We start from the raw sequence: 26,997 nt of genomic DNA, 5'->3' as shown, positions 1-26,997 counted from the left end.
GTAGCCGCGAAAGAGTGATTCAGCGGGTGCGCGTCACCTTGCTCAGGTGCCGCGGTTGATCGGGGTCCAGCCCCCTGGCCCGGGCCAGGCTCGCGGCCATGACGTAGAACGACTGGATCGCCAGCAGCGGGTCGAGGCTGGGGTGGCCGGCGCGCACCAGGGTCAGGTCACGCTCGGCGATGTCGTCCGGCGCGGCCAGCAGCACCTTGGCGCCGCGCTCGCGCATGTCGGCGGCCAGCGCCAGCAGCCCGGCCTGTTCGGCGCCGCGCAGGGCGAAGATCAGCAGGGGATAGTCCTGCTCGACCAGGGCCATGGGGCCATGGCGCACTTCGGCGCCGCTGAACGCCTCGGCCTGCAGGGCCGAGGTCTCCTTGAACTTCAAGGCCGCCTCCTGGGCCACCGCAAACCCCAGACCGCGGCCGATCACCAGCAACCGTTCGCTGCCTTGCAGGGCCTGCACGGCGGGCGACCAGTCCTGTTGCGCGGCCCGTTGCAGGTCGTCGGGCAGACGCTCGCCCGCGGCCAGCAGTGCCGAGTCGCACTGCCAGTGGGCGAGCAGCCTGGCGCTGGCACTCAGGGTGCAGATGAAGCTCTTGGTCGCCGCCACGCTGAGTTCCGGCCCGGCGCACAACGGCAGCACCACCTGACAGGCGCGCTCCAGGGGCGAACCCTCGGCGTTGACCAGGGCGATATTCAACGCACCGTGCTCGCCCAGCCGCTGCAGGGTCTCGACCAGGTCCGGGCTCTGTCCGGACTGGGAAAACGCCACGGCCGCCTGGCCGCGAACCTTGAGCGGCGAAGCGTGCAGGGTGACCACCGACATCGGCAGGGACGCCACCGGTACGCCGGTCATCTGCGTGGCCAGGTAGGCGAAATAACTGGCAGCATGGTCGGAGCTGCCACGCGCCACCGTCAGCAGCACGCCGGGGTCAAGCTCGCGCAGCTGCTCGGCGAGTCGCACCAGGCGCGGCTCCAGCTGACTGAGCTGGTCGGCGACGCGCAGCCCCGACGCCAAGGCTTCTTCGAGCATTTTCGAGGGCGTTTCAGGGTTCAAGGTATTCTCCTTCGACCATCACCGCGGTGACGTTCAGGTCGCGATCAAGGTAGACGGCATCCGCCCAGCTACCGGGTTGCAGGCGGCCACGCTCGGTGATCCCCAGGTAGTCGGCAGGGAATTGCGACAGGCGCTGGGACGCCTCGGCCAGTGGCAGGCCGATCTGCACCAGGTTGCGCAGCGCCTGGTCCATGGTCAGGGTGCTGCCGGCCAGGGTGCCGTCGGCCAGGCGCACGCCGCCCAGGCACTTGGTCACCGTGTGGCTGCCCAGCTTGTATTGGCCGTCCGGCATGCCGGTGGCGGCGGTCGAATCGGTCACGCAATAGAGGCAGGGGATCGCCCGCAGCGCCACGCGAATTGCCCCGGGGTGCACGTGCAGCAGGTCCGGGATCACCTCGGCATAGCGCGCGTGGGCCAGCGCCGCGCCGACGATGCCTGGCTCGCGGTGGTGCAGCGGGCTCATGGCGTTGTACAGGTGGGTGAAGCTGGTGGCGCCGGCGGCCAGGGCCTGCACGCCGTCTTCATAGCTGCCCAGGGTGTGGCCGATCTGCACGCCGACCCCGCGTTGCACCAGATGCTCGATCAGCTCGACATGGCCGGCGACTTCCGGGGCCAGGGTGATCACCTTGATCGGGGCCAGAGCCAGCAGTTGGTCGAGCTCCTCGAGCAGCGCCGTGCGCGCATGGTTGGGCTGCGCGCCGAGCTTGCCCGGGTTGATGTAGGGGCCTTCCAGGTGCACGCCCAGCACCCGCGCCGTGGCAGCGGGGCGCTGCTGGCAGTAGTCGCCGAGCGCGCCCAGCACCTCGCGGATCTGCGCCGGTGGGGCGGTCATGGTGGTCGCCAGCAGCGCCGTGGTGCCGAAGCGCAGGTGGGTGCGGGCGATAGTGGCGAAACTGGCGGCGCCTTGCATGATGTCGCTGCCGCCACCGCCGTGCACGTGCAGGTCGATGAAGCCCGGCAGCAGATAGGGCAGGTCGTTGTCAGCCGGGTTGCAGGGTGTCTCGGGCACGCTGAGCACGCGACCGGCGTGGTGCTGCAGCTGGCCGCGGACCCAGCCTTGGGGCGTGAAGATATTGAAATCGGACATGCGGACTCCCTGGTGGTGCCCGGCGGCCTGGCGCAGGGCGGTGCGGATCGTGGACAGGCGCCTTCAGCGGCGCAGTTCGGCGACGAAGTCGTAGTAGTCGTCGCGGCAGTAGGTGTCGGTCAGTTCAATGGCGGTCTTGTCGGCCAGGTAGCCGATACGGGTCATGCGCAGCATTGCGGTGCCCGCTGCAATGCCCACCAGAGCGGCCATCTCGGCGCTGGCATTGATCGCGCGAATATGTTGCAGCGCCCGCACCACAGGCCGGCCGATGGCGTCGAGGTGGGCGTAGAGCGAGTCGCCAATGGCCTGGGGGTCGGGCAGCAGGGCGGCGGGCAGGGTGCTGAACTCCACCGCCATGACAATGCCGTCGGCCATGCGCAGGCGTTCGAGCCGGGCGACCTGTTCGGTGGGCGACAGGCTCAGGCGGATCAACTCTTCGTGGCTGGGCAGGGCAATTTCCCGGCGCAGCCACTGCGAGCCGGAGGTGAAGCCCTTGGACCGGAGCATCTCGCTGAAGCTGGACAGGCGCGACAGTGGCTGCTCCAGACGTGGCGTGATGAAGGTGCCGGAGCCCTGGTGGCGGCGGATCAGGCCTTGCTGCTCGAGCACCTCGAGCGCCTTGCGGGCGGTGACCCGCGACACCTTGAGGTCTTCGCTCAGGCTGCGCTCGGAGGGCAGCGCCTGGTCGGCCTTCCACTGGCCGGCGTGGATGGCCGCCTCCAGATTGCGCGCCAGCTGCAGGTACAGCGGCGTGGCCTGGGTTTCGTCGGGGCGCAGATTGATGAGCGAATTCATCGGGGTGGCCGTCCAAGTGGTGCTTTATTGGTTTGGTTATGCGGATTGAAAGTAATACCACTTGAATACCACGTCAAGCGAGTGGCTGTATCAAAGCGCGTCAGGGCCGCCACCCGCAAATCCTCGGACGCACACCCGGGCGCCTGCTAGCCTGTCATCACGCCCAACCCTCCATCAGGAATCCACCATGACCCAAGCCCAGCCCCATACCCCCGCCGGCAGCACCGTCACCTACCAGCGCCCCGACGGCAAGTCGGTCAACGGCTACCTGGCCACGCCCGCCAGGCCCGAGGGGGCTCCAGCGATCGTGGTGATTCAGGAGTGGTGGGGGCTCAACCCGCAGATTCTCGGGGTTGCCGACCGCCTGGCCAGCGCCGGTTACCTCGTGCTGGTGCCGGACCTGTTTCGCGGCGCCACCACCGTGGAAGAAGAAGAGGCGCACCACCTGATGAGCGGCCTGGACTTCGCCGATGCGGCCAACCAGGACATTCGCGGCGCCGTGCTCTACCTCAAGCAACACGCCCGCCACGTCGGCGTCACCGGCTTTTGCATGGGCGGCGCGCTGACCTTGCTGGCGCTCAATTTCATCCCCGAAGTCGCTGCCGGGGTAGTGTTCTACGGCATGCCGCCGCTGGAATACCTGGACCCGGCGGCCATCAAGGCACCGGTGCAGGCCCACTGGGCGATCCAGGACGAGTTCTTTCCCATCGCCACGGTCGACCAGCTGGAGGAGAAATTCAGCGCCGGGGGCGTGCGCCTCGAATCCCACCGCTACCTGGCGCACCATGCCTTCACCAACGAAACCGCCGTCGGCCCGGGGCGGATCGCCGGCACCCAGTACGACGCGGTCTGGGCCCAGTTGGCCTGGGACCGCGCGCTGACCTTTTTCGGCCGCACTTTGTGGGGCTGAGGCCCTGTACCTGCCTGCGGTCCGAGGGCGGCGGCCTTTGCCGCCAGGCCAACTAGACTCACCGTTCAACCTGGGTTGCCGTGCCTTTGGCGCGGCATAAGGAGGACGACCTGATGTTGGCAAGGCTTGGCATTGCGCAAAAACTGGGCGCCGGTTTCGGCATCATCATTCTGATCATCTGCGTACTGATTGGCGTCACGCTGTCCTCGTCCATTCGCCAACGCCTGGACCTGGCGGTCGAAGCGGCCCGGCAGATCGCCGCCGGGCGGCTCGACCTGCGCATCGACAGCAGCGCGCAGATGGCCCAGAGCAGCAGCCAGGGTATCAGCGCCGCTTCGCGCAGCGCCGCCACCATCGCGCAACTGGCCAGGGACCTGGACGCTCAGGTCGCACAGTTCAAGTTGTAGACCGCCAGCGGCCGTCGGGGAACCGCAAGGCCCCTTGGCCGTCTCATGGCTGCCACTGACTCCCTCAGGAACAGCCATTGATGAACAACCTTGTACGAGCACTCAGCGCCGCCACCCTGGGCTTGACGCTGTCGCTGGCCCACGCCGCGCAACCGCCGAGCGACGGCGGCGGGGCGCCACTGGTGCACCTCAACGTCGCCGCCGCCGGCTGGGGCGGCAGCGCCCTGCCGGGCATCGAGGGCAAGCACTATGTGTTTCCCAACGCGCTCTATCTGGATAAATGGCAGCAGGGCGGCATCCGCGTGATCCGCTTCTCGATTCTCTGGGAGCGGCTGCAGCCGACCCTGATGGGCGATTTCGCCGACGCCTACGCCGAGCGCATCGATGAATTCCTCGACCAGGCGGCCGAGCGCAACATGGGTGTGATCATCGACATCCACAACTACGGTCGTTACTACGGCAAAATCATCGGCACCGATGAAGTGCCGACTTCAGCCTATGAAGACTTGATGAAGCGGGTGGCCAAGCGCTGGAGCCACAACCCGGCGACCCACGGCTATGACCTGATGAACGAACCGTACGGCGACGCCGACCAGCACTGGCGGGACAACGCCCAGGCGGGCATCGACGGGGTGCGCAGCTTCGACAAAAGCAAGCCGATCTACGTTGAGGGTCGTTCGTTTTCCAACACGGCGATGTTTCCAACCATCAACGCCGACCTGCTGGACCTGAAAGACCCGGCCGACAACCTGGTGTATTCCGCGCATCTCTATCTGGATGAAGGCAGCAGCGGTGCCTACAAGAAACCTATCAGCGGCAACTTCGATCCGATGCTGGGGGTCAATCGCGTCAAGCCTTTCATCGAATGGCTCAAGGCCAACCACAAGCATGGGCAGATCGGTGAGTTCGGCGTGCCGGACAACGACCCGCGCTGGTTGATGGCCATGGACAACCTGCTGGCCTACCTGCACGAGCAGTGCGTGCCGCTGGCCTATTGGGCGGCCGGGCCCTGGTGGGACAAGGACCCGGTAGCCATCGAACCCATCGACGGTAAGCCGCGTCCGCAGTGGGCGGTGCTGTCGAAGTGGGTCGACAAGCCCAATCAGTGTCCTTGATTCAAGCCGGCCCTATTGCCCAGCTGGCAGCTGGTACGCCTCGACGATGCGCTGCAGCGTGCCGTCTTTGCGCAGCTGCTGCACGGCGGCGCGCAGGCGCTCGACCAGCTCGGGCTGGCAGTCTTTCGAACACGCCAGGTAGAGGTCCGAGCGCATCAGCGCCGGGCTCATCAGCAACGGCTGTGCCGAGACCTGGCGCCAGATGTACTGGCTCTCGGGCACGCCATTGAACCAGGCGTCGACGCGGCCGAGCAGCAACAGCTGCGCCGGGTTCTCGCCGATTTTCAGCGGGTGGATCTGCTCGTCGCTGAAGCCTTCGTCACGCAGCTTGCGCTCCTGGGCGCTGCCCATGCCGACGGCGATGCGGGCGTAGGTACTGCGCGCTTGCTGGAAGCTCTCGACGCGCTTGTCGAGGCTGAAGAAGGCCCGATCCATGCTGATCACCGGGGCAATCCAGGTGTAGGCGTCTTCGCGGTCGGGGGTGCGCGACAACGGGATGATCAGCAGGTCCTGGCCTTTTTGCACGATGCGCTGGGCTCGCGCCCAGGGCAGGCTCTTTGGCTTGAGGTCGACGCCGGCCAGTTGCGCGGCCTTGACCGTGACCTCGCCGACGATGCCGGTCACACCCATCGGGCCTTGCATGGTCAACGGCGGCGCTTCGGGCAGGTACAGCTCCAGCAGCCGCGGCGCTGAAGCTGCGTGCCCGGTGAGCAGGACGAGCAGTAGTGCAGCGGCGCCGGGCAGGCGCCAGCCTCTGGTATTGACAGGTGACTGGTTGGTCCGACATCCCATTGGCAGCTTCCAGAAAGTTTTTGTCTGTGCGGATGCAGACCTGTGCAGCATAGGAGCAAACCCCCGGCTTTGTCTGCGCCCGCCCGGTCAACCGGCCCTGCGTGCCTGCACCCGGCGCATGCTCAGCAGCGCCGCGAGCGCCACCAGGGCGACCAGGCCGGCGAAGAATTCGCCGACGTGGCTCAGGCCGAAACCGGGCACGCTGACGCCGACGGCGATCACCGGTACCGACATGGATATGTAAAACACGATGAACAGCGCCGAGGTCACGGCTGCCTTTTGCTCGGTCGGCGTCGCGGCGCTGACCGCAGCCATGCCGGCTCGAAAGGCGACGCCCTGGCCGAGCCCGGAAACCACTGCACCGACCAGTAGCAAGGTCACTTGCTGGCTGGCGATGCTGGCGCCAAAGGCGAGCATACCGAGCATCAGCGCGGCGCAGCCAAGGTTCATGTGCTGCTGCGGCGGCAGCCATTTCATCAAGGCCTGGCCGGCAGTGGAGGCAATGAAGAATGTGCAGATCACCGCGCCGATGGCAGCGCCGGCGTGCTGCGCCATGAGCTGGCCCATGATCGACGGCACCATCGAGGTGAACAAGCCGGCGACGCTGAAACCGGCCAGCCCGGCGATGCAGGCCGGCACGAACACGGGGCGCACCTGAACAGGGATCCCGGGCCGTTGCACGCGCAGCCTGGGCGCCGGCGGGCGCTGAGCGCTCTCGCGGGCAATGCTGACGCACAGCGCTGCCACGGCGAGCAGCAACAGGTGTGCGGCATAGGGCAACTGCAACGGCCACGGCAGGTATTGTGAGCCTAGCCCCGCCAACAGCGGCCCTAGGCCCAGGCCGAGCATGTTGGCGCCGGTGGCCAGCAGTGTTGCGGCGCCGCGCCAGGTCCTGGGTGCCAGCTCGATCACCGCCACCGTGCCAGTGCCGGTCATGATGCCCGCCGAGAAACCTGAAAACAGCCGCCCGGCGAACAGCCCCGGAATCGATTGCCAACTCAGAAACAGCACCGCGCTGATCGCCGACATGGCGATGGCGGCGAACATCATCGGTCGCCTCCCGAGCTGGTCGGACCAACCCCCGGCAATCACCAGCGCGGCGATCACCCCGCCGGCATAGATGGAAAAAATCAACGTCAGCCAGGTCGGCCCGAAATCCAGGCGCTGCTCGTAGAGCGAATAAAGAGGAGTGGGCAGAGTGGTGCCGATCATCACCACCAGAAAGGCCAGGGCAATCAGCAAGGTGTCGCGGCGGGCGTGGCTCGGTGCTTGGGTCATGGGCGCTCCTTGAGGTCAGGAGCTTCGACCGGCGGCAGGGCTGGGTGTTCGATGCGGGCGGCGCTGATCCGCAAGGTATGAATGTGTATGTAAATCAGAAAAATTACCCCCCTCTGTTACAACTCCCGACACATTTTTGGCGCCAGCCGAGCGTACACTCCATCCCCTCGCTTCACCCCGGCTTTAAGACGATCGCCTATTGAATGGGGCGACTTACAAGAAAATCGACAAGGAGCTTCACATGAGTATTCCCGCCTGCTTGCGGCTGCGATCCCACCGCGCCACACCTCCTGTAGCGCGCCTGGCCACGGGCTAAGCGCTACCGCAAACACTCACTAGCGTATGGACTGGCCTGGCGGGGTCGGCTTGCGCACGTCCCTATATAACCCACCAGCGCCAGGCTTACATGCCAGCCGCTCAGACAGCTGAACCCGCCAACCACTGCGTGCGGTACATCACCGCACCGCAAGGCGAAAAGACCTGCAAGGAGTGGAGTCATGAGACAAGAAGACATCGTCGTACCCGCCGTCCTCAGCGAAACCAACGTGGCGTATTGCACGGCACCCTGGTACATCCAGCGCACTGAATACAACCCCGCCCTATGTACTTACCAGGCCCTGGTCAACGGTGAGGAAACCTTCAGGGCCGTGCATCTGGCCATCGCCGCAGCCACCAAGAGTGTGGACATCATCTGCTGGGGATTCCAGCCGTCGATGTTCTTCATTCGCGACTATCGGGCGCCGAGCATAGGCGAGTTGTTACGCAGCAAAGCCGCCGCGGGCGTTCGGGTGCGGGTGCTGGGCTGGGAGATGTTCCTGAACACGGCGGGCTTCGCGGGAGAAGCCAATCTACCGGGCAAATTCCCCAACCTGTTCGGTCGAGCGCTGCAAAACAGCACCCGCCAGCAACATGAATATGATCGCCTATGGTTCTTCAACCATGCCGTAAAGGATGACAAAGCCGCTTACCGCCTTGGGGGCAATACGCCGTTGTTCGTCAGTCGTGGTTTCAACGCGCTGGAGCGACTGAAGATCGGCTGGGAGGTCGGGCGTGAAGCACATGACACCGAAATCAGCGCTGCCATGCTCAATACATTGATGTCCACCGCCACCCACCATCAGAAAAGCGTGCTGGTCGATTATGAAGATCCCGAGCGCGCCGTTGGCTTTGTAATGGGTCACAACATGCTCGACGAGTACTGGGATACCGATGCGCACTCGGCGCTCAATCGCAGTACATATGACTGGCCTGAACCCAACGGCGGGGCGCGCGGCTTTACGCCGCGCCAGGATATCTCGAGCAAGATCACCGGGCCGATACTGGAGCATCTGCACCACAACTTCGCCCAGGCCTGGAAAAAGGAAACCGGCGAAGACCTGTTGCAGAAGCGTCCGGTGGAAGCCCTGGCCAGCCAACTGAAGTGTGCTCCAGGTAAGCTGCAGATGGCTCAGTTGCTGCGCACTCAGGTACAGGAGGGCGCCCGGGATATCGAGCAGGCGTACCTGCAAGCGGTGAACAATGCCACCCAGTTCATCTATATCGAAAACCAGTACTTTCGCTGGCCTCCGCTTGCCGAGGCCATCAAGAAAGCCGCGGCGGACCAGACCCGGGCCGGTCGGGACCCGGGCCTGCACGGCGCCCTGCACTTGTTCGTGGTCACCAACGCCACTGATGACGGCATTGGCAAAGGCACCGTAAACACTCAGCGGATGCTCGAAGCACTGGGCCGGGCGGATACCATCCCCGAACTCACCAAGTTGCGGCGCATCGAGCAGCTTGGGAAACAGCAGTTGTCCGCGGAAGAACTGGCGAAGAAAACCAAGGAAATACAAAACAGCCATATCGAGATGGAGGATGTTCCCGGGCTGAAAGTGCATGTGTGTTCCCTGGTAGCCAAGGATTCACCTGCCGGGCAGCCATGGATGCCCGTGTATATCCATTCCAAGTTGATGATCGTCAATGACGTGTTCACGACGCACGGCTCCGCGAATATCAACACCCGAAGTATGCAGGTCGACAGTGAGCTGAATATTGCGCATGAGTGGGTAAGTGTGACGACGGAGTTGCGGCGCAGATTGTGGAAGCTGCATGCGGGGGAGGAGGGGGCGGGGGATGATATTGAAGAGACGTTCATAGCTTGGGAGGAGATTATGAAGAGGAATAATAAGCTTATGAAGGAGCGGAGTGCTCCATCGGAGTCATTGGTGGAATTTCACTATGATAACGCAACCGTTTGGACTTGGGATTGATGAAAAAATCCGTCCTTCTGATTGTCCTCGCTGTCACAGCATGTGACAGCAATACCCATGCGCTGAATAATAAAAAAGAGTTTACTATGGATCGCCTTTCAGAAATGAAAATCAACCTTGCTTTCACTTGTGCTCATGAAAAAATTCCTGAGCCTGATGCGGAGGTTGATCTTCTGTTCAAATATGCCCGCTGGCTACAGAAAAACAACTTGCTAAAGCAGGATAAAAAGATCGATGCAGAGATCGAACGATTGTATCGCATTGCGGCCGAGCATCGTCATTACAAGGCCAATATGAACCTGCAGTCGGGCGCTATGCGTGGCTACTTCATACTGCATGGACGCGATCACTTGCGCTTGTCCCAGGAACTGATCGCTGCGGGTGTCGCCACTGGATATTACTTCGTCGGCATGTTCTTGCAGCAAGGATCAGCCGGATTGGCACGTGATCCCGAGATGGCATTGCGTTATTTTCGAAAGTCCGCTGACGAAGGCAGTGCGCGGGGACAGGATTACATAGCGGATAAATTAGACCCCGTTAATATGGCCCCATTGATCGCCAATGACATGTATCGTTGTGCTGCGGAACAGGGGCATGGCGACGCTGCCACCTCATTAGGTATAAAGCTATCAATTCATAAACAATACGCCGACGCAGTGGTTGCGTTTCAGATGGGCGTTGCCGCCGGCACTGAGCTGTCTGCCTGGTTGCTTAAAAATGGATTCAGCGGGCCGCTCGAAACCAACGATCTCAAATATTTAGGCCAGAAAGAAGATCTAGAGCGGGTTGAGCGGTATACGAAAATCTGGCGCATTCTCGCTAGGTACTCTTATGCGAACCCTAAAGTCCCCGAAATCAACGAAATCGTCCCGCTCCCTCCAGCGCCCCTGCCTGAATGGGACGGCAAACTCCAATGGCTGGAAGAACGCCTCGCCAACATCCCACCGGAGAAACCCAGCGAAGCACTGATCAAACGGCTCGCCGACGAGAAGAAGCTCGAACCCGCCACCGGCAGACCCATGCCCGGCGCTGCCGGCTTCGACCAGTCGAAGTTTCCAGTCAAAGGTTGCTTCAGCGGACAGGTCTGCCCGCAGACCGGGTACTGGAAAGCCATGTGGCTGCCCCATGAAGCGCGCGGGATGCTTCACTCCGAGGTCATCCGCCACGTCAAAGAGGGCGAGATCATGCCCACCCATTTCGCCGAGCGCTACTTTGTTCGCTCCTGGCCATTTTCCGATAAGCATACGATTACTGAAGAACGGGTGCATTGGGGGTTGTTGGGGTGACGAGTATTCTGAGACGTTCATTAGCAAACTTTAAATTCAGGCATGAGGGAGTGCTCGATAATAAAAGTAAAAGTATCAAGTACAGCGACGCCTTTGTGCTGATACGCGATCAGAGTTTTAAATTCACCCGTGGCGCTGTGGCTTCAGCTTGCCTCTTCATCGCTGCTTGTGACAGTGGCCAGAAAACTAATGCTAACCAGGTAGCCGATATTGACGGGGTGACGAGCTGATCTAGCGGTGATTGTCGCTGGCTCAAAAATGTGAGCTGATTAGAGGCAGCTGTCTTTTCTCTGATATCGATCTGATCGAGGTTTAACGGCTCTGTGAATATCAATACCCGAAGTATGCAAGTAGACAGTTAGCTGAATATTGCGCATGAGTGGGTGAGTGTGACGGCGGAGTTGCGGCGCAGGTTGTGGAAGCTGCATGCGGGGGGGGAGGGGGCGGGGGATGAGGTTGAAGAGAAATTCAGAGCGTGGGAACGAATCATTGGAGAAAATTAAACGCTTATGAGGGGCAAGAAGGCGCCGTGTGCATCTTTGATCGAGTTTTCTTACGAAAACGCCAACGTGGCGACATGGGATTGATAAGGACACTAATAGCTGTGGTGTGCTTTGCCGTCGTTGCGTGCGATGGTGATAATGTTGGTCATAGTAAAGGGGATTTTGTCATGGATCGCGTCGCTAGCCTTAAAGATAATCTCGCATTCACTTGTGTTTACGAAGTCATTCCTGAATCCAGCATGGAAGTCGATATTCTTTTTAAATACGCCCGATGGCTGCAAAACGGTAATGCGCTAAAGCAGGTGAAGTCGGTGGATATAGAGGTGGAGCGGCTATATCGTATTGCCGCTGAGCAGGGTCATCATAAAGCCAATATGAACTTGCAAGCGGGGGCGATGCGCGGCTTTTTTACACTCAAGGGGAGCGACCACTTGCGGCTTTCCCAAGAGTTGATCGCGAGTGGAGTTGCGACTGGCTATTACTTTATAGGTGTATTTTTACAGCAAGGAGGGGCTGGACTTGTACGAGATCCGGAGATGGCTTTACGGTATTTCCGCAAGTCAGCGGATGAAGGTAGCCCCCAAGGACAATCGTACATTGCTAATAAACTAGAGCCGGTCGATATCGCGCCGATAGTTGCTAATGCGATGTATCGATGTGCTGCCGAGCAGGGTCACGGAGGAGCGGCTGCAAGGCTAGGCATAGGTATGAAACTCGATAAACAATATGCAGGCGCGTTGTCAGCATTTCAGCTTGGCGTTGCAGGGGGGGATGAGACGTCGGCGGGCTATCTGGAAAGTGCTTTTAGTGGTCCGCTTGAGACAGATCGATTCAACTATTTAGGCCAGAAAGAGGACAAGGAGCGTGCTCGCCGCTATAACATTATCTGGCGCATTCTCGCGCGCTATTCCTACGCCCATCCGAAAGTCCCGGAAATCAACGAAATCGTCCCCCTCCCTCCAGCGCCCCTGCCTGAATGGGACGGCAAACTCCAATGGCTGGAAGAACGCCTCGCCAACATCCCACCCGAGAAACCCAGCGAAGAGCTGATCAAACGGCTCGCCGACGAGAAGATGCTCGAACCCGCCACCGGCAGACCCATGCCCGGCGCTGCCGGCTTCGACCAATCGAAGTTTCCAGTCAAAGGTTGCTTCAGCGGACAGGTCTGCCCGCAGACCGGGTACTGGAAAGCCATGTGGCTGCCCCATGAAGCGCGCGGGATGCTTCACTCCGAGGTCATCCGCCACGTCAAAGAGGGCGAGATCATGCCCACCCATTTCGCCGAGCGCTACTTTGTTCGCTCCTGGCCGTTTTCCGATAAGCATACGGTTACTGAGGAGCGGGTGCATTGGGGGCTGCTGGCTTGAGTGATATCGGGCCCACTTCCATACGCGGCCCTTTCCCAGAAAACACCAAGCCCCTCTCACTCCACCACCAGCAACTCCCGCAAATGATGAAAGCGCCGATCCATATACAGCAAAGGCGCCCCCTCGGTTGAACCCGCTGGCTGCAACACCGCACCCACCTCACCGAGAAAGATCCCGTGGCTGTGCCAGTCGACCACCTTGGCCACCCGGCAGTCGAAGGCCACCAGGGCTTCGCCGCAGGCCGGTGCGCCGCTGGGCAGGGTGCTCCAGGTGCCGGTCTGGAAGCGTTCGGCGCGGCGTGCCGAGCTGCTGAATTGCTCCACCAGCGGCAGCGCCGCAGTGGCCAGCACGTTGACGCAGAAGCTGCCGCTGGCCTGGATCATGGCGAACAGCGAGGCGCTGCGGTTGACGCACACCAGCAGGGTCGGTGGCTCGGCGCTGACCGAGGTCACGGCGGTGGCGATCATGCCGCCCCATTCGCCGGCATGCTGGCTGGTGATCAGGCAGACCCCGGCGGGCAGCAGGCGCATGCCGTCGCGGTAGGCGTCGGCCAATACCGGGGTGGGTGGGGCGTTGACGTCAGGGCAAGTCATGAGCGTGTCGATCCAATTGAGCGATGAACGGCCATCAGAGGCGCGGCGTGCGGCCTTCGATGGGGTGATGGGGGTCGACCGGGCCCAGGCTCGAGCTCTTGCCGGGGGACACCAGGGCGTCGCAGAAGGCTTCGTCCTCGGCAGTCCAGGGGCAGGCCAGGGCGGCGATGGCGTCGTCCCATTGAGCTACGGTACGCGGGCCGACCAGGGTGCTGCTGACCTGGCGGTTGCGCATCACCCAGGTCTGCGCCAGGTGGGCCGGCTGGCGGCCGCTGCGCTCGGCGTAGGCAGCCAGTTGCGCGGCGACCTCCAGCGACTCCGGGCGCCACTCGGCCTCGAGCATGCGCGGGTCGGCGCGCCCGGCGCGGCTGTCCGCCTGCGGGGCGACCCCTTCGCGGTACTTGCCGGTCAGGATGCCCCGAGCCAGGGGGCTGTAGCACACCGTGCCGACCCCCAGGTGGCTGGCTGAAGGCAGGATCTCCACCTCGGCCTCGCGGTTGACCAGGTTGTACAGCGGCTGGGTCGCGACCGGGCCGCCGATGCCGGCCTCGCGGGCCAGGCGCACGGTTTCGGCGAGGCGCCAGGCCTTGAAGTTGGACACCGCGAAGTAGCCGATCTTGCCCTCGCGAATCAGGTCGGCGAAGGCCAGCACCATTTCTTCCAGCGGCGCGTCGAAATCGGCCTTGTGCATGTAGAGGATGTCGATGTAGTCGGTGCCCAGGCGTTGCAGGCAGCCGTGGGCAGCCTCCCTGATCCACTTGCGCGACATGCCGCTCTGGTTCGGCAGGCTGCTCATGGGGTTGCCGACCTTGCTGGCCAGCACCCAGCGGTCGCGCTGCGCGGCGATGGCCCGACCGACCACACGCTCGGACTCACCCTTGTTGTACAGGTCGGCACTGTCGATGAAATTGACCCCGTTGTCGGCGGCGCTGGCGATGATGCGCGCCGAGGTCGGCTCGTCGGTGGCGCCACCGAACATCATGCTGCCCAGGCACAACTCGGAGACTTTCAGGCCACTGCGGCCCAGGTATCGGTAGTCCATGAACGCTCCCGGCTCAGGCGGATATGACGGCGGTGGTGGCGATTTCGACCAGAAACTCCGGGCGAACCATCTCCAGCTTCACGCAAAAACGTGCCGGCAACAGGTTGGGAAAGTAGCTGACGTAGATCTCGTTGAAGGCGTGGTAGTCGTCCAGGTTGCGCAGGAAGATCTGGTTCATGGTGACGTCGTCCATGCGGCTGCCGGCGGCTTCGAGCACCACCTTGATGCTGTCGAGCACGCGCCGGGTCTGCACTTCGATGTCGCCGACACCGACGATGCTGCCATCGACGGGGTCGGTGCTGAGCATGCCGGCCACGTACACGTGGTTGCCGGCCTTGATGCCCCAGTTGAGGTGGTTGAGGCCGGTGGCAGTCTTGCCGATGATCCAGCCGGTGGGGTTGATTGCCTGATTCATGAGGTATTCCTTGAGGATGATGAGAGGTTGCTCAGTGCTGGCCGCGCAGGAAGGGTTTGCCCAGGTCGGCCGGCGCTGCGCCGGCGCGGCCCATGACGATCCAGGCCAGCAGCGCGACCACGAAGGGCGTGGCCATCAACAGCGGGGCGGGAATGTCGATGCCCAGGTACTGCCCTTGAAACTGCAGGGCTTCGAGCAGGCCCAGGGCCAGGGCCACCAGCAAGGTGCGCAGGGGCATCCAGCGGGCGAAGATGGCGATGGCGATGGCCAGGTAGCCGCGCCCCGAGGTCATGTTGTCGATGAAGGTGCCGCCCGAGGCGACGATGCACAGGTAGCTGCCGCCCAGGCCCGCCAGCAGGCCGGTGAACAGCGCGGCGCCAAAGCGCAGGCCCAGTACTGGCTGGCCGGCGGCGTCCAGGGCTGCGGCGTTTTCGCCCGCGCCGCGCAGCAGCAGGCCGAGGCGGCTGTAGCGCAACACCAGCCACAGCACCACGGCCAGCAGCACGGCGGCATAGAACACCGGGCTCTGAGAGAACAGTGCGCGGCCCAGGACCGGGATGTCGGCCAGGCCAGGAATTTTCAGCATCGTCACCGAGCGCATGGAACCGGCCGCCGGCGCATGCACCAGCACCACCTGGCGCACCAGCGAGGTGACGCCGATGGCGACCAGGTTGAAGCCGATGCCCATGACGATCTGGTTGGCCCGCCCCAGCACCGTGCCGAGCGCCAGCAGGGCGGCAGCCAGCAGGCCACCGAGCATGCCCAGCAGCAGGGCGGCGACCGGCGAGCCGGTGGCCGCCAGGCCCACCGCCGAAGACACCGCGCCGAACAGCATCAGCCCTTCCAGGCCGATGGTGAACACACCGGCGCGCTCCGACACCAGCTCGCCGAGGGCGGCCAGCAGCACCGGCACGCACAGGCGCACACCACCGGCGAGAAACAGGGCGAGGGTTACCGAGTTGATGTCCATACGGACCTCCCTTTGCTGAGCAGGACGCCGCTGATCACCGCCAGCAGCACAATGGGCAGGCCGCTGAGCACGTCGGCCAGCGCCGAGGGGATCGACAGCGAGGTCTGCAAGGCCAGCGCGGCGTTGTTGATGGCGCCGAAATACAGCGACACCAGCAGCGCGCCGAAGGGCTCCAGCCCGGCCAGAAAGGCCACGGCCAACCCTTCGAAGCCCAGGCCGGAGGAGAAGCCGTCAATCAGGCGGTACTGCACGCCGAGCACCTCGAAGGCGCCGGCGAGGCCGCCGATGGCCCCGGAAATGGCCATGCTGGACACGATCATCTGGCCCGCCGATTGCCCTTGCAGGCGGACGAACCCGGGGCTCTGGCCGCTGGCCCGCAGCCTGAGGCCGAAGGCGGTGTGCTGCAGCATCACCCACACCGCCAGCGCGATCAGCACCGCCAGCAGCACGCCCAGGTGCAGGCGAGTGCCGTCGAGCAGCGGCAGGAAGACGCCGGCCTTGGGCAGTTGCGCCGACATGTTGAAGGTCGAGCCCGACGGGCGCATCGGTCCTTGCACCAGGTACTTCACCCAGTAGATGGCGATGAAGTTCATCAGCAGCGTGACGATGATTTCGTCGGCGCCGCGCCACAGCTTGAGCACGGCCGGGATCACCCCCCACAGCGCCCCGCACAGCGCGCCACTGATGATTGCCAGCGGCAGCAAGGCCACGCCGATGTCGCCGAAGGCCAGGTACGGCAGCATGGCGCCCATGGCGCCCATCTGCAGTTGGCCTTCGCCGCCGAGGTTGAACAGGCCGCCGCGAATCGCCACCAGCGCGCCGAGCGCCACCAGCAGCCGCGGGGTCATGAACACCAGGGTGTCGGCGATGGCCCGGGCGTCGCCGAAGGAGCCGTCGAGCGCCACGCGGATTGCCGCCAGCAGGGGAAACCCCAGGCAGGCGATCAGGCCCAGGCCCAGCACCAGCGAGCCGATGAAGGCGGCCAGGGTGACCTTGAGTGACAGGGGCAGGCTGAAGCGGGCCAGCAGCCGGCGCAGTTCGAGCAGCGGCGAGCCCGGCAGCGATTGAACGGGTTCAGACATCGACAGGCTCCAGTTCGGGGGAAGGGGCAGGGCAGCTGCGGCCCTGGGTCATCAACGGGCCGATGGCCTGTACCGTCATTTCGGCGCCCTGAACGCTGCCGGTGATGCGCCCGGCGTTCATGACCAGGATGCGGTCCGAGACGCGAATCAGTTCCTCGATGTTCGAGGAGATGACCACCACGCAGGTGCCGGCGTCGGCCGCGGCGGCCAGGCGCGTCAGCACCGCCTCGGCGGCGGCGACGTCCAGCCCGCGGGTGGGCTGGTAGACCACCACCACGGCAGCGGCCTGGTCGAGGGCGCGGGCTACCACGATCTTTTGCTGATTGCCGCCGGACAATGACCGCGCCGGGCTGGCGGGTGAATGGGTACGAATGTCCGAGGCGTCGATCATGCCGCTGGCCTGGGCACCGATGGCGCTGTGGTCGAGCAGCCCGGCGCGACGGTACTGGCCGGCCATGATCCGCGGGTAGAGCAGGTTCTGCGCCACCGACAGGTCCAGCGACAGCCCTTGCTGATGGCGGTCCTGGGGCACCAACGCGACCGTCACCTGGTCGTCGCTGCGCTGCAACTGCCCGGTCTCGGACAGGCGCTGGCCGGCCAGCAGCTCGAACAGCTCGGTCTGGCCGTTGCCCTCGACCCCGGCCACGCCGACCACTTCGCCGGCGTGCAGGCTCAGGTCGAGGCTGTGCAGGCCTGGCGAACCGCTGCTCGGTTGCAACGACACCTGTGCCAGGCGCAGCCGCTCGCGCCCAGGCTGGCGCTGGGCACCGATGCGTGGGTCGTTGCTCACGGCATGGCCGACGATGCGCTCCACCAACTGCGCGGCGCTGGTGTCGGCGATCAGGCCGGTGCCGTTGTTGCGGCCACGACGCAACACGGTGTAGCGGTCGACGTGGGCCAGTACTTCGTCGACGTTGTGGGTGACCACCGCTACCGCCGTGCCGCGCCGGGCGATCAAGCGCAGCGTGGCGTAGAGGTTGACGATCTCGCTGGGGGTGAGAATGGTCGAGGGCTCGTCGAGCAGCAGCACGCGGCTGTCGTTGACCAGCGCCTTGAGGATTTCCACCCGTTGTTGCAGGGCCAGTGGCAGGCGACCGACCACCGCGTCGGGGTCCAGGTCGACGCCCAAGCCCTGCATGAAGGCGCGCACATCGGCCTTGCGGCGCAGCGCCTGGCGGCGGGCGCCCTTGGCCACCAGCGCGAGGTTTTCGGCGACGGTGAACGGCAGCACCAGCTTGAAATGCTGGTGGACCATGCCGATGCCATTGGCAATGGCGTCGGCGGGCCGCCGATGCAGCACCTGGCGGGCGTCCATCAGCACGCCGCCTTCGCTGGGCTCGTGGACGCCATAAAGGATGTTCATCAAGGTCGACTTACCCGCGCCGTTCTCGCCGAGCAAGGCGTGGATTTCGCCGGCGTGAAAAGCCAGCGAAACCCGCTCCAGGGCGAGAAAGCCGTTGGGGTAGCGTTTGGACACGTGGTCCAGGGCGATCACCGGGGCGGGCATGGCGATCACTCTTCGATCTTGATCTTGCCGGCCTTGAGGTCGGTCATGACGGCCACCACCTTGGCCTGCACCTCGCTGCCGACGTGGGCGAAGGGCAGGGTCAGCGACCAGCCGTTGGAGGCCAGGTTCTCGGTGACGATGTGGTTGCCCAGCTGGCCGGCGGCGTAGGCCTTGCCAATGTCGGCGTAGGACTTGTCGAAGTTCATCACCGTGGAGGTCACCACCGACTGCGGGTAGGCCTTGGCCTGGTCGGTGTAGGAACCGATGGTCATCGCGCCTTCTTCGTCGGCGGCCTGCTGGGTGCCGGCGTCGGCGGTGTCGGCCGACGGAATCACGAAGTCCACGCCGCGGGCGATGACCCCGGTGGTGATCTCCTTGGCCCGCGCCACGTCGACGAAGGAGCCGACGTAGGCGGTGTCGACCTGCACCTTGGGGTTGACGTACAGCGCGCCTTTCTTGATGAACTGGATGGCGCGTTCGGCCGAGGGAATCGGTTCGCCGCCGATCACCGCGATGTGCCCGGTCTTGCTCGAAGCGGCTGCCAGGGCACCGAGCACGAAGCCGTATTCATCCCAGTCCACCGACCAGGCCGAATAGTTGGCCAGGTTGGCGGTGGAGCCTTCATACGAATACAGCACGAACTGGGTCTTGGGGTAGGCCGGGGCCACTTCCTTGATCGCCGCCGAGTAGCCGGAGGAATGCGCGATGATCAGCTTGACGCCGTCGGCGGCCAGCTGACGCAGGGCCGCCGGCGCGGCTTCATAGGAGGTGTGTTCCAGATAGCTGGGCTTGAAACCCTGCTGCTCGGCCATGGCCTTGAAGCCGGTGTAACCGGCGCCGTCCCAGCCGCCCTGGGTGACGGTCTGGGTGAACAGGGCGGCCACGCGCGGCGCTTCGGCGGCTTCGGCAGGCGCCGTGGCCAGCAGGCTGGCGCTGGCGAGGGTGGCGGTGACAGCGAGGGCGAACATCGTTTGAACCGTCATAGCGAGACTCCTGGGGCATGGGGGGCGGCGGCTGGGCTGCAGCCGGCGCGCGGCAAAAGGGGCGTCAGTCCAGCGGCAGGATCAAGGTCACATCGATTTCGGCGAGCAGCAGCGGGTCGGCCAGGCCGGCCACCACCACGAAGGTGCTGGCCGGCAGATCGCACCCGGCAAAGAACGCCGCGCGGGCCCTGTGCAATGCAGGGATGCTCTCGCGGGACAACGCATAGGTGGTCAGCTTGACCACCGCTTCGGGGCCGACGCCGAGGTCGGCCAGGGCCAGGCCGATGTTGGCCCAGATCTGCTGCGCCTGGGCTTCGATGTCACCCTTGCCGAGCACTTCGCCTTCGGCGTCCCAGGCCACCTGGCCGGTCAGGAACACCGGCTGGCCGACCCGCACCACGGCGTGGTTGTAGTAGCTCTGGCGCTTGAGGCCAGTGGCGTTGAACGGTCCGGTAGGCATCAGCGGCTGGCCTTCTGGTGAGCGCGTGCGTGGGTCTGCACGCCATTGAGTTCGAGCACCTCGAGCACCTCGGTGCCCACCGTGCGCAGGTCGTCGATGAAGTCCGGGACGATCACCGTGACGCCGTCCAGGCGTGCGCCCTTGACGATCTCGGCGAGCTTGTTGCCGATGGTCTCGGGCGAGCCGACCAGCGCGGCGCGGGTCATCGAGTTGCGCTGCTCGCCCTGGGAGACGAAGCGCTGGGCCATGGTGTTCTGCTTGAAACTCTTGTCGCCGGAGTATTCGCGGGTCTGGTTGTCCAGGGCGATGGTGTCGACGCCTGCGTCATACAGCGCCACCCGTTCACGGGCCTCGGCATCGGTGGCGCCGGGGACAATGGTGAACAGGCCGTAGGTCTTGAACTCGGGCTTGCCTTGCTGAGCGGCCAGCTCCTTGGCGCGCAGGCCGGTCTTGATGAAGTCGTCGTGGTCGGAGCCGAGCATGAAGCTGCCGGTGCAGTTGTCGATGGTGAACAGGAAGCCACGGTCCGAGGCGCCGGCGCAGATGATCGGCGGCGGGCTCAGCGGCTTGGGGTTGGACATGCAGTCGGTCAACTCGTAGTGCTTGCCCTTGTGGTCGACGCGGTCCTCGACCCACAGGCGCTTGAGCACAGTCAGCCATTCCTCGGCCATTTCGTAGCGTTCGGCGTGGTCGAGGTCCTGCCACAGGCCCATCTGGCCCTGATCGGTGGGGTTGGAGCCGGAGACGATATTGAGCCCGAAGCGGCCTTTGGAGATCTGGTCGAGCACCGCCGACATCTTCGCCACCACGGCCGGGTGGAAGACCATGGTGTGCACCGTGCCCCACACGCCGATGCGCGAGGTGGCTTCGGCCAGGCCGGCCATGGTGGTGAGGCTTTCCAGGGTCACGTCCCAATGCTGCGAGGGGCCGCCGTAGCCACGCCACTTGGCCATCGACAGGGCGAAGTCGAAGCCCAGGTCTTCAGCCAGGATCGTCACCTGCTTGTTGTAGTCGTAAGTGGCCGGCAGTTGCGGGCTGGTGGTGGAGGTGATCCAGCCGCCGTTGCCAACCGGCAGGAAGACGCCGAATTCCACCTGGGTGTTGTCATGGGCACTCATGAGGGGCTCCTGATTCAGATAACGGGCGTAGAAGGGACGGCCAGGTCGAGGCGCGCGAGAAAATCGACGACCAGGCCGTTGAAGGTCGCGGTCTCGGTTTCCGAGAAGCTATGGCCGCCCTTGGCGACGATGCGCAGCTCACTGCCGGCGATGCCTTCGGCGAGCAGTCGCGACTGGTAGGGCGGGGTGAGGATGTCGTCCTCGGCACAGGTCACCAGCACCGGAATGCGGATGCTGGCCAGCACCGCACTGGCGTCGTGGGCCATGATCGCGTCGATGCGCCGCAGCACGGTCTCGCGGGCCGGGAAGTTCGCCACCGAAGCCAGCAGCGCCGGCGACAGTTGTTCGGCGTTGGCCCGCACATGCTCTGGCGGGTACAGGAACAATGCGCTGCCGTGCACGTACTCCTCCAGCGAGGCGCCTTCGAGCAGGGCCCGGCGCATGCGAAAGCACCAGTTGAAATGGGCATCGGATTTGGCCCAACTGGCGTACTGCACCATGCCGGCCAGCAGCTGCGGTTCGCGCGCCGCCAGCACCTGGCCGATGGCACCGCCGGTGGAATGGCCGATCAGCACCGGCCTCTGCAGGCCCAGGGCGGTGATCAGCGCGAGCAGATCGTCGGCCAGCTGTTCGATGCTGTAAGGGTGGGCGGGGTGCTCGGAGCGGCCGGCGCCGCGCTGGTCATAGGTCAGCACCGTGAAATCCTGGGCCAGGGCCGCGACCTGCGGCTGCCAGTAGGCGCCGGTGCCGCCCAGCCCCGACACCAGCACCAGCGCCGGGCCGTTGCCGGTCAGCTGGTACTGCGTGCGGATTCCATTGGTGATGATGCTCGGCATCGCGCTTCCCCTGTTTGTGTGCGCCGTGGCCGTGGCGGCCCGTTGCGGATAGCCCATTAGTCCACAAGCCTTGCCGGGGGGCGTAACCGCGATTGCTGCATGCCGTGTTGCGCAAAACTGCACACCCTCATGCGCTGGCTGCCATGGGAAAGCGCTCTTTGAGAAACTTGAGAAAGGCGTTGCTGGCGTAGCTGGGCACCCGCTCCTGGTGCACGCACACCGCCGAGCGCACGCTGCTGAAGGCCTCCAGGTCGATGGGAATGGCCTTGAGCAGACCCGCAGCGATCTCGCGCTGGGCGCTGATCTGCGGGCCGATGGTCACGCAGGTGCCGAGCACCGCAGTGGCTCGGAGGATTTCCAGGTTGTTCGCCTCGATGACGATGCGCGGCTTGAGCAGGCGTGATTCGGCGGTGCGGTCGAACAGCTGGCGCAGGCCGAAGCTCTGCCGCGGCAGGGCCAGCGGGCGCTTGCACAGCTGCTGCATGGTCACCCTGGCCTCGCCGGCCAGTTCGTCATGGGGGGCGACCAGGCACACCACCGGCTCCTTGCGCTCGGCCACCACCTGGATTTCAAAGCGCAGTTCGGGGTTGTAGATGATGCCAATGTCGGTCTCGTCGCGGATCAGCGCTTCGACGATCAGGTCGCTGGAACAGGTGGTGACCTGGAAGTCGATGTGCGGATGCAGGGCGAGGAAGGCGGCGATGGTTTCCGGCAGGAAGTTGGCCAGCACGCCTTCCATGGCGTGCACCTTGACCTCACCCTGGTCCAGCGAGCGAAAGGCCGCGATGCCTTCCTGAACCCGTTCCAGGTCGCGAAACAGGGTGCGGGTGTAGCGCTCCAGCATGACCCCGGCGGCGGTCAGCTCGACGCCATTCTTGGTGCGTTCCAGCAGGGGTGCACCGAACTGATGCTCGAGCAGGGCGATCTGCCGACTGACCGCCGAGGGGGTGACGTGCAGGCGGTCCGCAGCCCGCCGAATCGCCTTGGAACGCGCCACTTCATTGAAGTAGCGGAAGGCTGTAAAACTCACATAGGTCTCCAGAACAGCCCTGGGCTGCCAGCGTACTGCCGTTGCGATTTGCGCAACACGTCAGCTGGCTATGCACAAGGTGTGCCCTGATTCCACACGCTTACCGCGGTGATGCCCTCGCCAGCTGCGCCGGCTCCTACGCCGACCGTGTGAGCGACCACAGACGTGGGAGGGGGCCGGTCCGGCGCTCCGGAAGCCCCCGAGAGGCCGCAGGCCGGTTTGATTTGTGGCTTGGCGGGGAAAATGCGTCGTGCCCCTCGCCAGCTTCGCCGGCTACGCCGACCCCGGTTGCGCCACCGGTGGCGTAGGAGCCGGCGCAGCTGGCGAAGGCTTCAACGCCGACCCGGGGGATGGTTTGACCTCAGCCATTCAATGCCTTCATCCCGTCAGCGGCATAGCGTTCGCCGGCCACCGCGCCGGTCGCCGGGAATATCGCCTGCAACTGCGCCAGGTCATCGGCACTCAACTGCACATCCACCGCCGCCACGTTGCTCTCCAGGTATTTGACCTGACGCGTCCCCGGAATGGGAATGATGTCCGGCCCCTGCGCCAGCGCCCAGGCCAGCGCCAGTTGCGAAGCGCTGACGCCCTTGCTTGCGGCCAACGCCTCTACCTTGGCCACCAGCGCCAGGTTACGGCTGAAGTTTTCCCCCTGGAAGCGCGGGTTGAAGCGGCGGAAATCGTCGGCGGCGAAGTCCTCCGGGCTGCGCAACTGGCCAGTGAGAAAGCCTCGCCCCAGCGGGCTGTAGGCGACAAAGGCGATGCCCAGCCGCCGGCAGGTAGCGAGCACCTCGTTGTGCTCGGGGTCACGCGACCACAGCGAATACTCGCTCTGTACCGCCGCCAGAGGATGGACCTTGTGCGCCCGCTCGATGGTCGCCGCGCTGGCTTCGGAAATGCCGATGTGGCGCACCTTGCCGGCCCTGACCAGCTCGGCCATGGCGCCGATGGTGTCCTCGATCGGCACCTTGGGATCGATGCGGTGCTGGTAGTACAGGTCCAGGTAGTCGGTGTTCAGGCGGCTGAGGCTGCCCTCGATGGCGCGCTTGACCTGCGTGCGAAGCCGGGTTGGGCTTGATCCAGGTGCCGCGTTACCACGTGCGCCGTCAACTCGCCGAGGGCAGCCTGCTGCCAGTGCTGAGCGAATTCGCTGTGCCGACCTGGCCGGTGTCGGCGGTGTACCCACCGCACCGGCAGTTGTCTGCGCGAGTCCGGGTATTCATCGATTGGGTCATCGAGGTGCTGCACGCGGTCGCGTTCGAGCATCCGCAACTGATGCTCAAGCCGGCGCCTTGAGCCAGTAACGCATCACGCCGCCGGCTGTTCCAAGCACCGGGTCGCTGTGCGGGAAGGGCAGGCCGGCGATGGCCGCCAGTTGCTCGGCACTCGCGGCCTGGCGGTTGATGTCACCTTGCTGTCCCGGTGGATAGGCGCCGACCACCGAGAAGTCGGCGCTGCTGCCGAGGTTGCAATGGCCCGTGCCCGCCGGCAGCAAGAGGACATCGCCAGCGCGCACTTGCACCTCCTGGCCGCCCGGCCCGCCAAGCATCAGGCGCGCTTGACCGCTGTAGACCCCGAGCACTTCATGGCCCTTGAGGTGGTAGTGGTCGTAGTCGAACACGCCATAACGCCATTGCGGCGGCCAGCCGTTATGGTCGAAAGTCTGTTCGAACAGGGCCGCCGGGTCGCCGCCCTGCACGGCGATGGCCTGCTTGTAGACGAGTACCGGCAAGGTTGGGTTGTTGGGCACCCAGTCATTGCGCTGAAACATCAAGGTCTGCACGTCAGCGGGCGAAGTCTGGGCAGCGAAGGAGGCGCTGGCGGGGGTGATCAAGGCCATCATCAGCAGGCGGGTGAAGTCGCGGCGCACGAGGGACATGGTGAACGGCTCCGGTTGGGCAGGATTGCAACCGGTTTCAGTCTAGCAGAGGGTGGCTGCCAGGAAGCAGCACGACCTGCGTTCGCCCGCTCCCACCTGCAGGCGCCTGGCGTGGGAGGGGCGAAAGCGCCGAGACGGCGAGGCCGGCTTATTTCAACAATGGCACGCCACTCAACTCCTGCAGCGCCTCGAAGCTGATGTCGGCGACGATCTCGCGGACTTTCAGCCCGTCCGGGGTCACGTCGAGTATCGCCAGGTCGGTGTAGATGCGGCTGACGCAGGCGATGCCGGTCAGCGGGTAGGTGCACTCGGGCACCAGCTTGCTTTCGCCGGTCTTGGTCAGGTGGTCCATCATCACGAACACCTGGCGCGCGCCGGTGGCCAGGTCCATGGCGCCGCCCACCGCGGGGATCGAGCCCTCGGCACCGGTGTGCCAGTTGGCCAGGTCGCCTTTCACCGAGACCTGGAAGGCGCCCAGCACGGCGATGTCGATATGGCCGCCGCGCATCATCGAGAACGAGTCGGCATGGTGGAAGAACGCGCCGCCGGTGAGCAGGGTCACGTGCTGCTTGCCAGCGTTGATCAGGTCGTCGTCCTCTTCGCCGGCCGCCGGGCTTGGGCCCATGCCGAGCACACCGTTCTCGCTGTGCAGGAACACTTCCTTGTCGCCCAGGTAGTTGGCGACCAGGGTCGGCACGCCGATACCGAGGTTGACGTAAGCGCCTTCGAGGATGTCTTCGGCCACGCGCTGGGCCATTTCATTGCGCGAGAGTTTCTTGGTGACGGTGGTCATGGCAGGCCTCAGACAGCGGCGGACGAAGAGGTTGAAGCAGCGACCGGGTAGCTCTGTACGGCCACCACGCGCTGGACGAAGATGCCCGGGGTGATGATGTGCTCGGGGTCCAGTTCACCCAGTTCGACCACCTCGTTGACTTGCGCGATGGCGGTCTTGGCCGCCATGGCCATGATCGGGCCGAAGTTGCGCGCCGCCTTGCGGTACACCAGGTTGCCCCAGCGGTCGCCTTTGTAGGCCTTGATCAGCGCGACGTCGGCGTGCAGCGGCATTTCCAGTACGTAGTTGCGCCCGTCGATCACCCGGGTTTCCTTGCCTTCGGCCAGCAGCGTGCCGAAACCGGTGGGCGAGTAGAACGCGCCGATGCCCGAGCCGGCCGCGCGGATGCGCTCGGCCAGGTTGCCTTGGGGCACGACCTCCAGTTCCACCTTGCCGGCGCGATAGAGCTCGTCGAACACGTAGGAATCGGACTGCCGCGGAAACGAGCAGATGACCTTGCGCACGCTGCCGGCCTTGAGTAAAGCGGCCAGGCCGAGGTCGCCGTTGCCGGCGTTGTTGCTGATGATGGTCAGGTCGCGCACGCCGGTGGCGATCACCCCGTCGACCAGTTCGGACGGCATGCCGGCCGTGCCGAAGCCACCGACCATGATGACCGAACCGTCGGCGATGCCGTCCACGGCGGCGGCAACGGACTCAAAGATTTTGTTGATCAAAGCGAGCTCCTGGTGCTTCCTGGAGTGAAGAATCGAGGCACGACAGCCAGTCGATAACGGACGCGCCTGACACATTGTTATTGGTTGACTATCAGATTAGCCGCCCCTGCATCGGCGGCTTGACCTATAGGGTGCCGCAAGTCGGGTCGAGAGGGAGAGGGGGGTGCAGCGGAATCGGTGCGATTATCGAACCGTGATCTGATAACCGCACAGGGCCGAGCCATTTGCGCTTGCCTGACCATGGCCTATGGTTGCTGGCAGTCCTGCTCGTCACCGCCTTGAGGAATGCCCATGACCTTGCTGATTCGCACCCTTGTCTGCGCCGCCTTGCTGACCGCCGCGTGGGCCGACAGCGCAGCTGCCGACACATCGCCACCCGCCACTGGTGAGGCGCACGCGCCGGCGCCGGTGGTATTGGAAGATGGCAGCTTTCTGCTGACCATCTTCCTGCGCCACGACCAGTCCAAACCGTTGCCGGAAATCAACCGCGAGCTCGCCGCGCAGGGCTTCTTCAAGCAATTCCCGCCCAAGGGCATCGAGGTGGTGTCCTGGTACGTGATGATGGGCATCGGCCAGGTGGTCACGCTCAAGGTCCCGGCGGCGCGCCTGCGCGAGGTCAACCGGGCCATCGAGGAGACTGCCTGGGGCGGCTACAAGACCGAGTTCTACCCCACCTACGACTACACGCCGATGGCTCAGAAGATGCACAGCGAAGCCCTGCAGGGCAAATAAC

26 protein-coding genes and 2 pseudogenes are annotated in these 26,997 nt (G+C 64.5%); 8 read left to right on the top strand and 20 right to left on the bottom strand.

Annotated elements, in window-relative coordinates; genetic code table 11:
• Positions 1-19: 19 nt before the first annotated feature.
• From SFA35_RS14520 to SFA35_RS14510, 3 genes are all read right to left on the bottom strand, one after another.
• A complete protein-coding gene (locus tag SFA35_RS14520; RefSeq protein WP_320579043.1) occupies positions 20-1,030 on the bottom strand; it encodes an SIS domain-containing protein in 1,011 nt (336 codons plus the stop codon).
• A 13-nt stretch (positions 1,031-1,043) separates the two neighbouring features.
• Positions 1,044-2,141, bottom strand: a complete 1,098-nt coding sequence (nagA, locus tag SFA35_RS14515; protein WP_320571237.1) for an N-acetylglucosamine-6-phosphate deacetylase — start codon at positions 2,139-2,141, stop codon at positions 1,044-1,046.
• A gap of 63 nt (positions 2,142-2,204) precedes the next feature.
• On the bottom strand, positions 2,205-2,936 hold the full coding sequence (locus SFA35_RS14510; RefSeq protein WP_320571236.1) for a GntR family transcriptional regulator: 732 nt from the start codon (positions 2,934-2,936) through the stop codon (positions 2,205-2,207).
• 187 nt (positions 2,937-3,123) lie between these two features.
• Between SFA35_RS14510 and SFA35_RS14505 the strand changes: the two genes are divergently transcribed.
• The 3 genes from SFA35_RS14505 (at position 3,124) to SFA35_RS14495 (ending at position 5,368) form a co-directional block, all read left to right on the top strand.
• On the top strand, positions 3,124-3,846 hold the full coding sequence (locus SFA35_RS14505; RefSeq protein WP_320571235.1) for a dienelactone hydrolase family protein: 723 nt from the start codon (positions 3,124-3,126) through the stop codon (positions 3,844-3,846).
• A gap of 113 nt (positions 3,847-3,959) precedes the next feature.
• Positions 3,960-4,253, top strand: a complete 294-nt coding sequence (locus SFA35_RS14500; protein WP_320571234.1) for a hypothetical protein — start codon at positions 3,960-3,962, stop codon at positions 4,251-4,253.
• Between the two features lie 80 nt (positions 4,254-4,333).
• Positions 4,334-5,368, top strand: coding sequence for a glycoside hydrolase family 5 protein (locus tag SFA35_RS14495; protein WP_320571233.1), 1,035 nt, complete (start codon positions 4,334-4,336; stop codon positions 5,366-5,368).
• 12 nt (positions 5,369-5,380) lie between these two features.
• Here SFA35_RS14495 and SFA35_RS14490 read toward each other — a convergent pair whose 3' ends face one another.
• Positions 5,381-6,160 carry a substrate-binding periplasmic protein gene (locus tag SFA35_RS14490; protein ID WP_320571232.1) on the bottom strand — a complete coding sequence of 260 codons (780 nt, stop codon included), beginning with the start codon at positions 6,158-6,160 and terminating at the stop codon, positions 5,381-5,383.
• Positions 6,161-6,247: 87 nt separating this feature from the next.
• On the bottom strand, positions 6,248-7,438 hold the full coding sequence (locus SFA35_RS14485; RefSeq protein WP_320571231.1) for an MFS transporter: 1,191 nt from the start codon (positions 7,436-7,438) through the stop codon (positions 6,248-6,250).
• Between the two features lie 497 nt (positions 7,439-7,935).
• On the opposite strand from SFA35_RS14485, the gene SFA35_RS14480 reads away from it, so the two are divergent.
• From SFA35_RS14480 to SFA35_RS14470, 3 genes are all read left to right on the top strand, one after another.
• On the top strand, positions 7,936-9,687 hold the full coding sequence (locus tag SFA35_RS14480; protein WP_320571230.1) for a phospholipase: 1,752 nt from the start codon (positions 7,936-7,938) through the stop codon (positions 9,685-9,687).
• Complete coding sequence (locus SFA35_RS14475; protein WP_320571229.1) at positions 9,687-10,973, top strand: sel1 repeat family protein; 1,287 nt, start codon at positions 9,687-9,689, stop codon at positions 10,971-10,973. Before SFA35_RS14480 ends, SFA35_RS14475 begins: the two co-directional genes overlap by 1 nt.
• A gap of 670 nt (positions 10,974-11,643) precedes the next feature.
• Complete coding sequence (locus SFA35_RS14470) at positions 11,644-12,843, top strand: sel1 repeat family protein (RefSeq protein WP_320571228.1); 1,200 nt, start codon at positions 11,644-11,646, stop codon at positions 12,841-12,843.
• Between the two features lie 56 nt (positions 12,844-12,899).
• On the opposite strand, the gene SFA35_RS14465 is transcribed toward SFA35_RS14470, so the two are convergent.
• The 12 genes and pseudogenes from SFA35_RS14465 to SFA35_RS14410 form a co-directional block, all read right to left on the bottom strand.
• Positions 12,900-13,436, bottom strand: a complete 537-nt coding sequence (locus SFA35_RS14465) for a flavin reductase family protein (protein ID WP_320571227.1) — start codon at positions 13,434-13,436, stop codon at positions 12,900-12,902.
• A gap of 34 nt (positions 13,437-13,470) precedes the next feature.
• Complete coding sequence (locus tag SFA35_RS14460; RefSeq protein ID WP_320571226.1) at positions 13,471-14,478, bottom strand: aldo/keto reductase; 1,008 nt, start codon at positions 14,476-14,478, stop codon at positions 13,471-13,473.
• A gap of 13 nt (positions 14,479-14,491) precedes the next feature.
• On the bottom strand, positions 14,492-14,893 hold the full coding sequence (locus SFA35_RS14455) for a Rid family hydrolase (protein WP_320571225.1): 402 nt from the start codon (positions 14,891-14,893) through the stop codon (positions 14,492-14,494).
• Between the two features lie 31 nt (positions 14,894-14,924).
• Entirely contained in the window at positions 14,925-15,863 is a 939-nt protein-coding gene (locus SFA35_RS14450; RefSeq protein ID WP_320571224.1) for an ABC transporter permease, read from the bottom strand.
• A complete protein-coding gene (locus tag SFA35_RS14445) occupies positions 15,845-16,945 on the bottom strand; it encodes an ABC transporter permease (RefSeq protein WP_320571223.1) in 1,101 nt (366 codons plus the stop codon). Before SFA35_RS14445 ends, SFA35_RS14450 begins: the two co-directional genes overlap by 19 nt.
• Positions 16,938-18,452, bottom strand: a complete 1,515-nt coding sequence (locus SFA35_RS14440) for an ABC transporter ATP-binding protein (RefSeq protein ID WP_320571222.1) — start codon at positions 18,450-18,452, stop codon at positions 16,938-16,940. Before SFA35_RS14440 ends, SFA35_RS14445 begins: the two co-directional genes overlap by 8 nt.
• A 5-nt stretch (positions 18,453-18,457) precedes the next feature.
• The gene (locus SFA35_RS14435) at positions 18,458-19,435 is read right to left on the bottom strand and encodes a BMP family protein (RefSeq protein WP_320571221.1); all 978 of its coding nucleotides are present in this window, start codon (positions 19,433-19,435) and stop codon (positions 18,458-18,460) included.
• Positions 19,436-19,499: 64 nt separating this feature from the next.
• Complete coding sequence (locus SFA35_RS14430) at positions 19,500-19,895, bottom strand: RidA family protein (protein WP_320571220.1); 396 nt, start codon at positions 19,893-19,895, stop codon at positions 19,500-19,502.
• Entirely contained in the window at positions 19,895-21,013 is a 1,119-nt protein-coding gene (locus SFA35_RS14425) for an LLM class flavin-dependent oxidoreductase (RefSeq protein ID WP_320571219.1), read from the bottom strand. The genes SFA35_RS14430 and SFA35_RS14425 overlap by 1 nt, the downstream gene beginning before the upstream one ends.
• A 14-nt stretch (positions 21,014-21,027) precedes the next feature.
• Positions 21,028-21,849: a pyrimidine utilization protein D gene (gene rutD, locus SFA35_RS14420; RefSeq protein ID WP_320571218.1), complete on the bottom strand. Its 822-nt coding sequence runs from the start codon at positions 21,847-21,849 to the stop codon at positions 21,028-21,030.
• Positions 21,850-21,976: 127 nt separating this feature from the next.
• Positions 21,977-22,879: a LysR family transcriptional regulator gene (locus SFA35_RS14415; protein ID WP_320571217.1), complete on the bottom strand. Its 903-nt coding sequence runs from the start codon at positions 22,877-22,879 to the stop codon at positions 21,977-21,979.
• Between the two features lie 361 nt (positions 22,880-23,240).
• Positions 23,241-23,978, bottom strand: a pseudogene (locus SFA35_RS14410) (aldo/keto reductase); the annotation flags it as partial.
• Here SFA35_RS14410 and SFA35_RS14405 point away from each other — a divergent pair.
• Positions 23,933-24,175: pseudogene (locus SFA35_RS14405) on the top strand (LysR substrate-binding domain-containing protein); the annotation flags it as partial. The pseudogenes SFA35_RS14410 and SFA35_RS14405 overlap by 46 nt on opposite strands.
• On the opposite strand, the gene SFA35_RS14400 reads toward SFA35_RS14405, so the two are convergent.
• The 3 genes from SFA35_RS14400 to SFA35_RS14390 all read right to left on the bottom strand — a co-directional run bounded on the left by SFA35_RS14400 (position 24,159) and on the right by SFA35_RS14390 (position 26,264).
• Positions 24,159-24,719 carry a cupin gene (locus tag SFA35_RS14400; RefSeq protein ID WP_414058546.1) on the bottom strand — a complete coding sequence of 187 codons (561 nt, stop codon included), beginning with the start codon at positions 24,717-24,719 and terminating at the stop codon, positions 24,159-24,161. The pseudogene SFA35_RS14405 and the gene SFA35_RS14400 sit on opposite strands and share 17 nt — an antisense overlap.
• 187 nt (positions 24,720-24,906) lie before the next feature.
• The gene (locus SFA35_RS14395) at positions 24,907-25,551 is read right to left on the bottom strand and encodes a 3-oxoacid CoA-transferase subunit B (RefSeq protein WP_320571215.1); all 645 of its coding nucleotides are present in this window, start codon (positions 25,549-25,551) and stop codon (positions 24,907-24,909) included.
• A gap of 8 nt (positions 25,552-25,559) precedes the next feature.
• Positions 25,560-26,264 carry a 3-oxoacid CoA-transferase subunit A gene (locus SFA35_RS14390; protein ID WP_320571214.1) on the bottom strand — a complete coding sequence of 235 codons (705 nt, stop codon included), beginning with the start codon at positions 26,262-26,264 and terminating at the stop codon, positions 25,560-25,562.
• 291 nt (positions 26,265-26,555) lie between these two features.
• Here SFA35_RS14390 and SFA35_RS14385 point away from each other — a divergent pair, with 291 nt between their 5' ends.
• Positions 26,556-26,996 (top strand): hypothetical protein, encoded by a 441-nt coding sequence (locus SFA35_RS14385; RefSeq protein WP_320571213.1) that lies wholly within the window; start codon positions 26,556-26,558, stop codon positions 26,994-26,996.
• Position 26,997: the final 1 nt, after the last annotated feature.

Source organism: Pseudomonas sp. HR96, from assembly GCF_034059295.1.
In the GTDB taxonomy this organism is placed as follows: Bacteria; Pseudomonadota; Gammaproteobacteria; order Pseudomonadales; family Pseudomonadaceae; genus Aquipseudomonas.
Note: the sequence above shows the minus strand (reverse complement) of the source record. Positions and strands in the feature narration are given on the sequence as shown.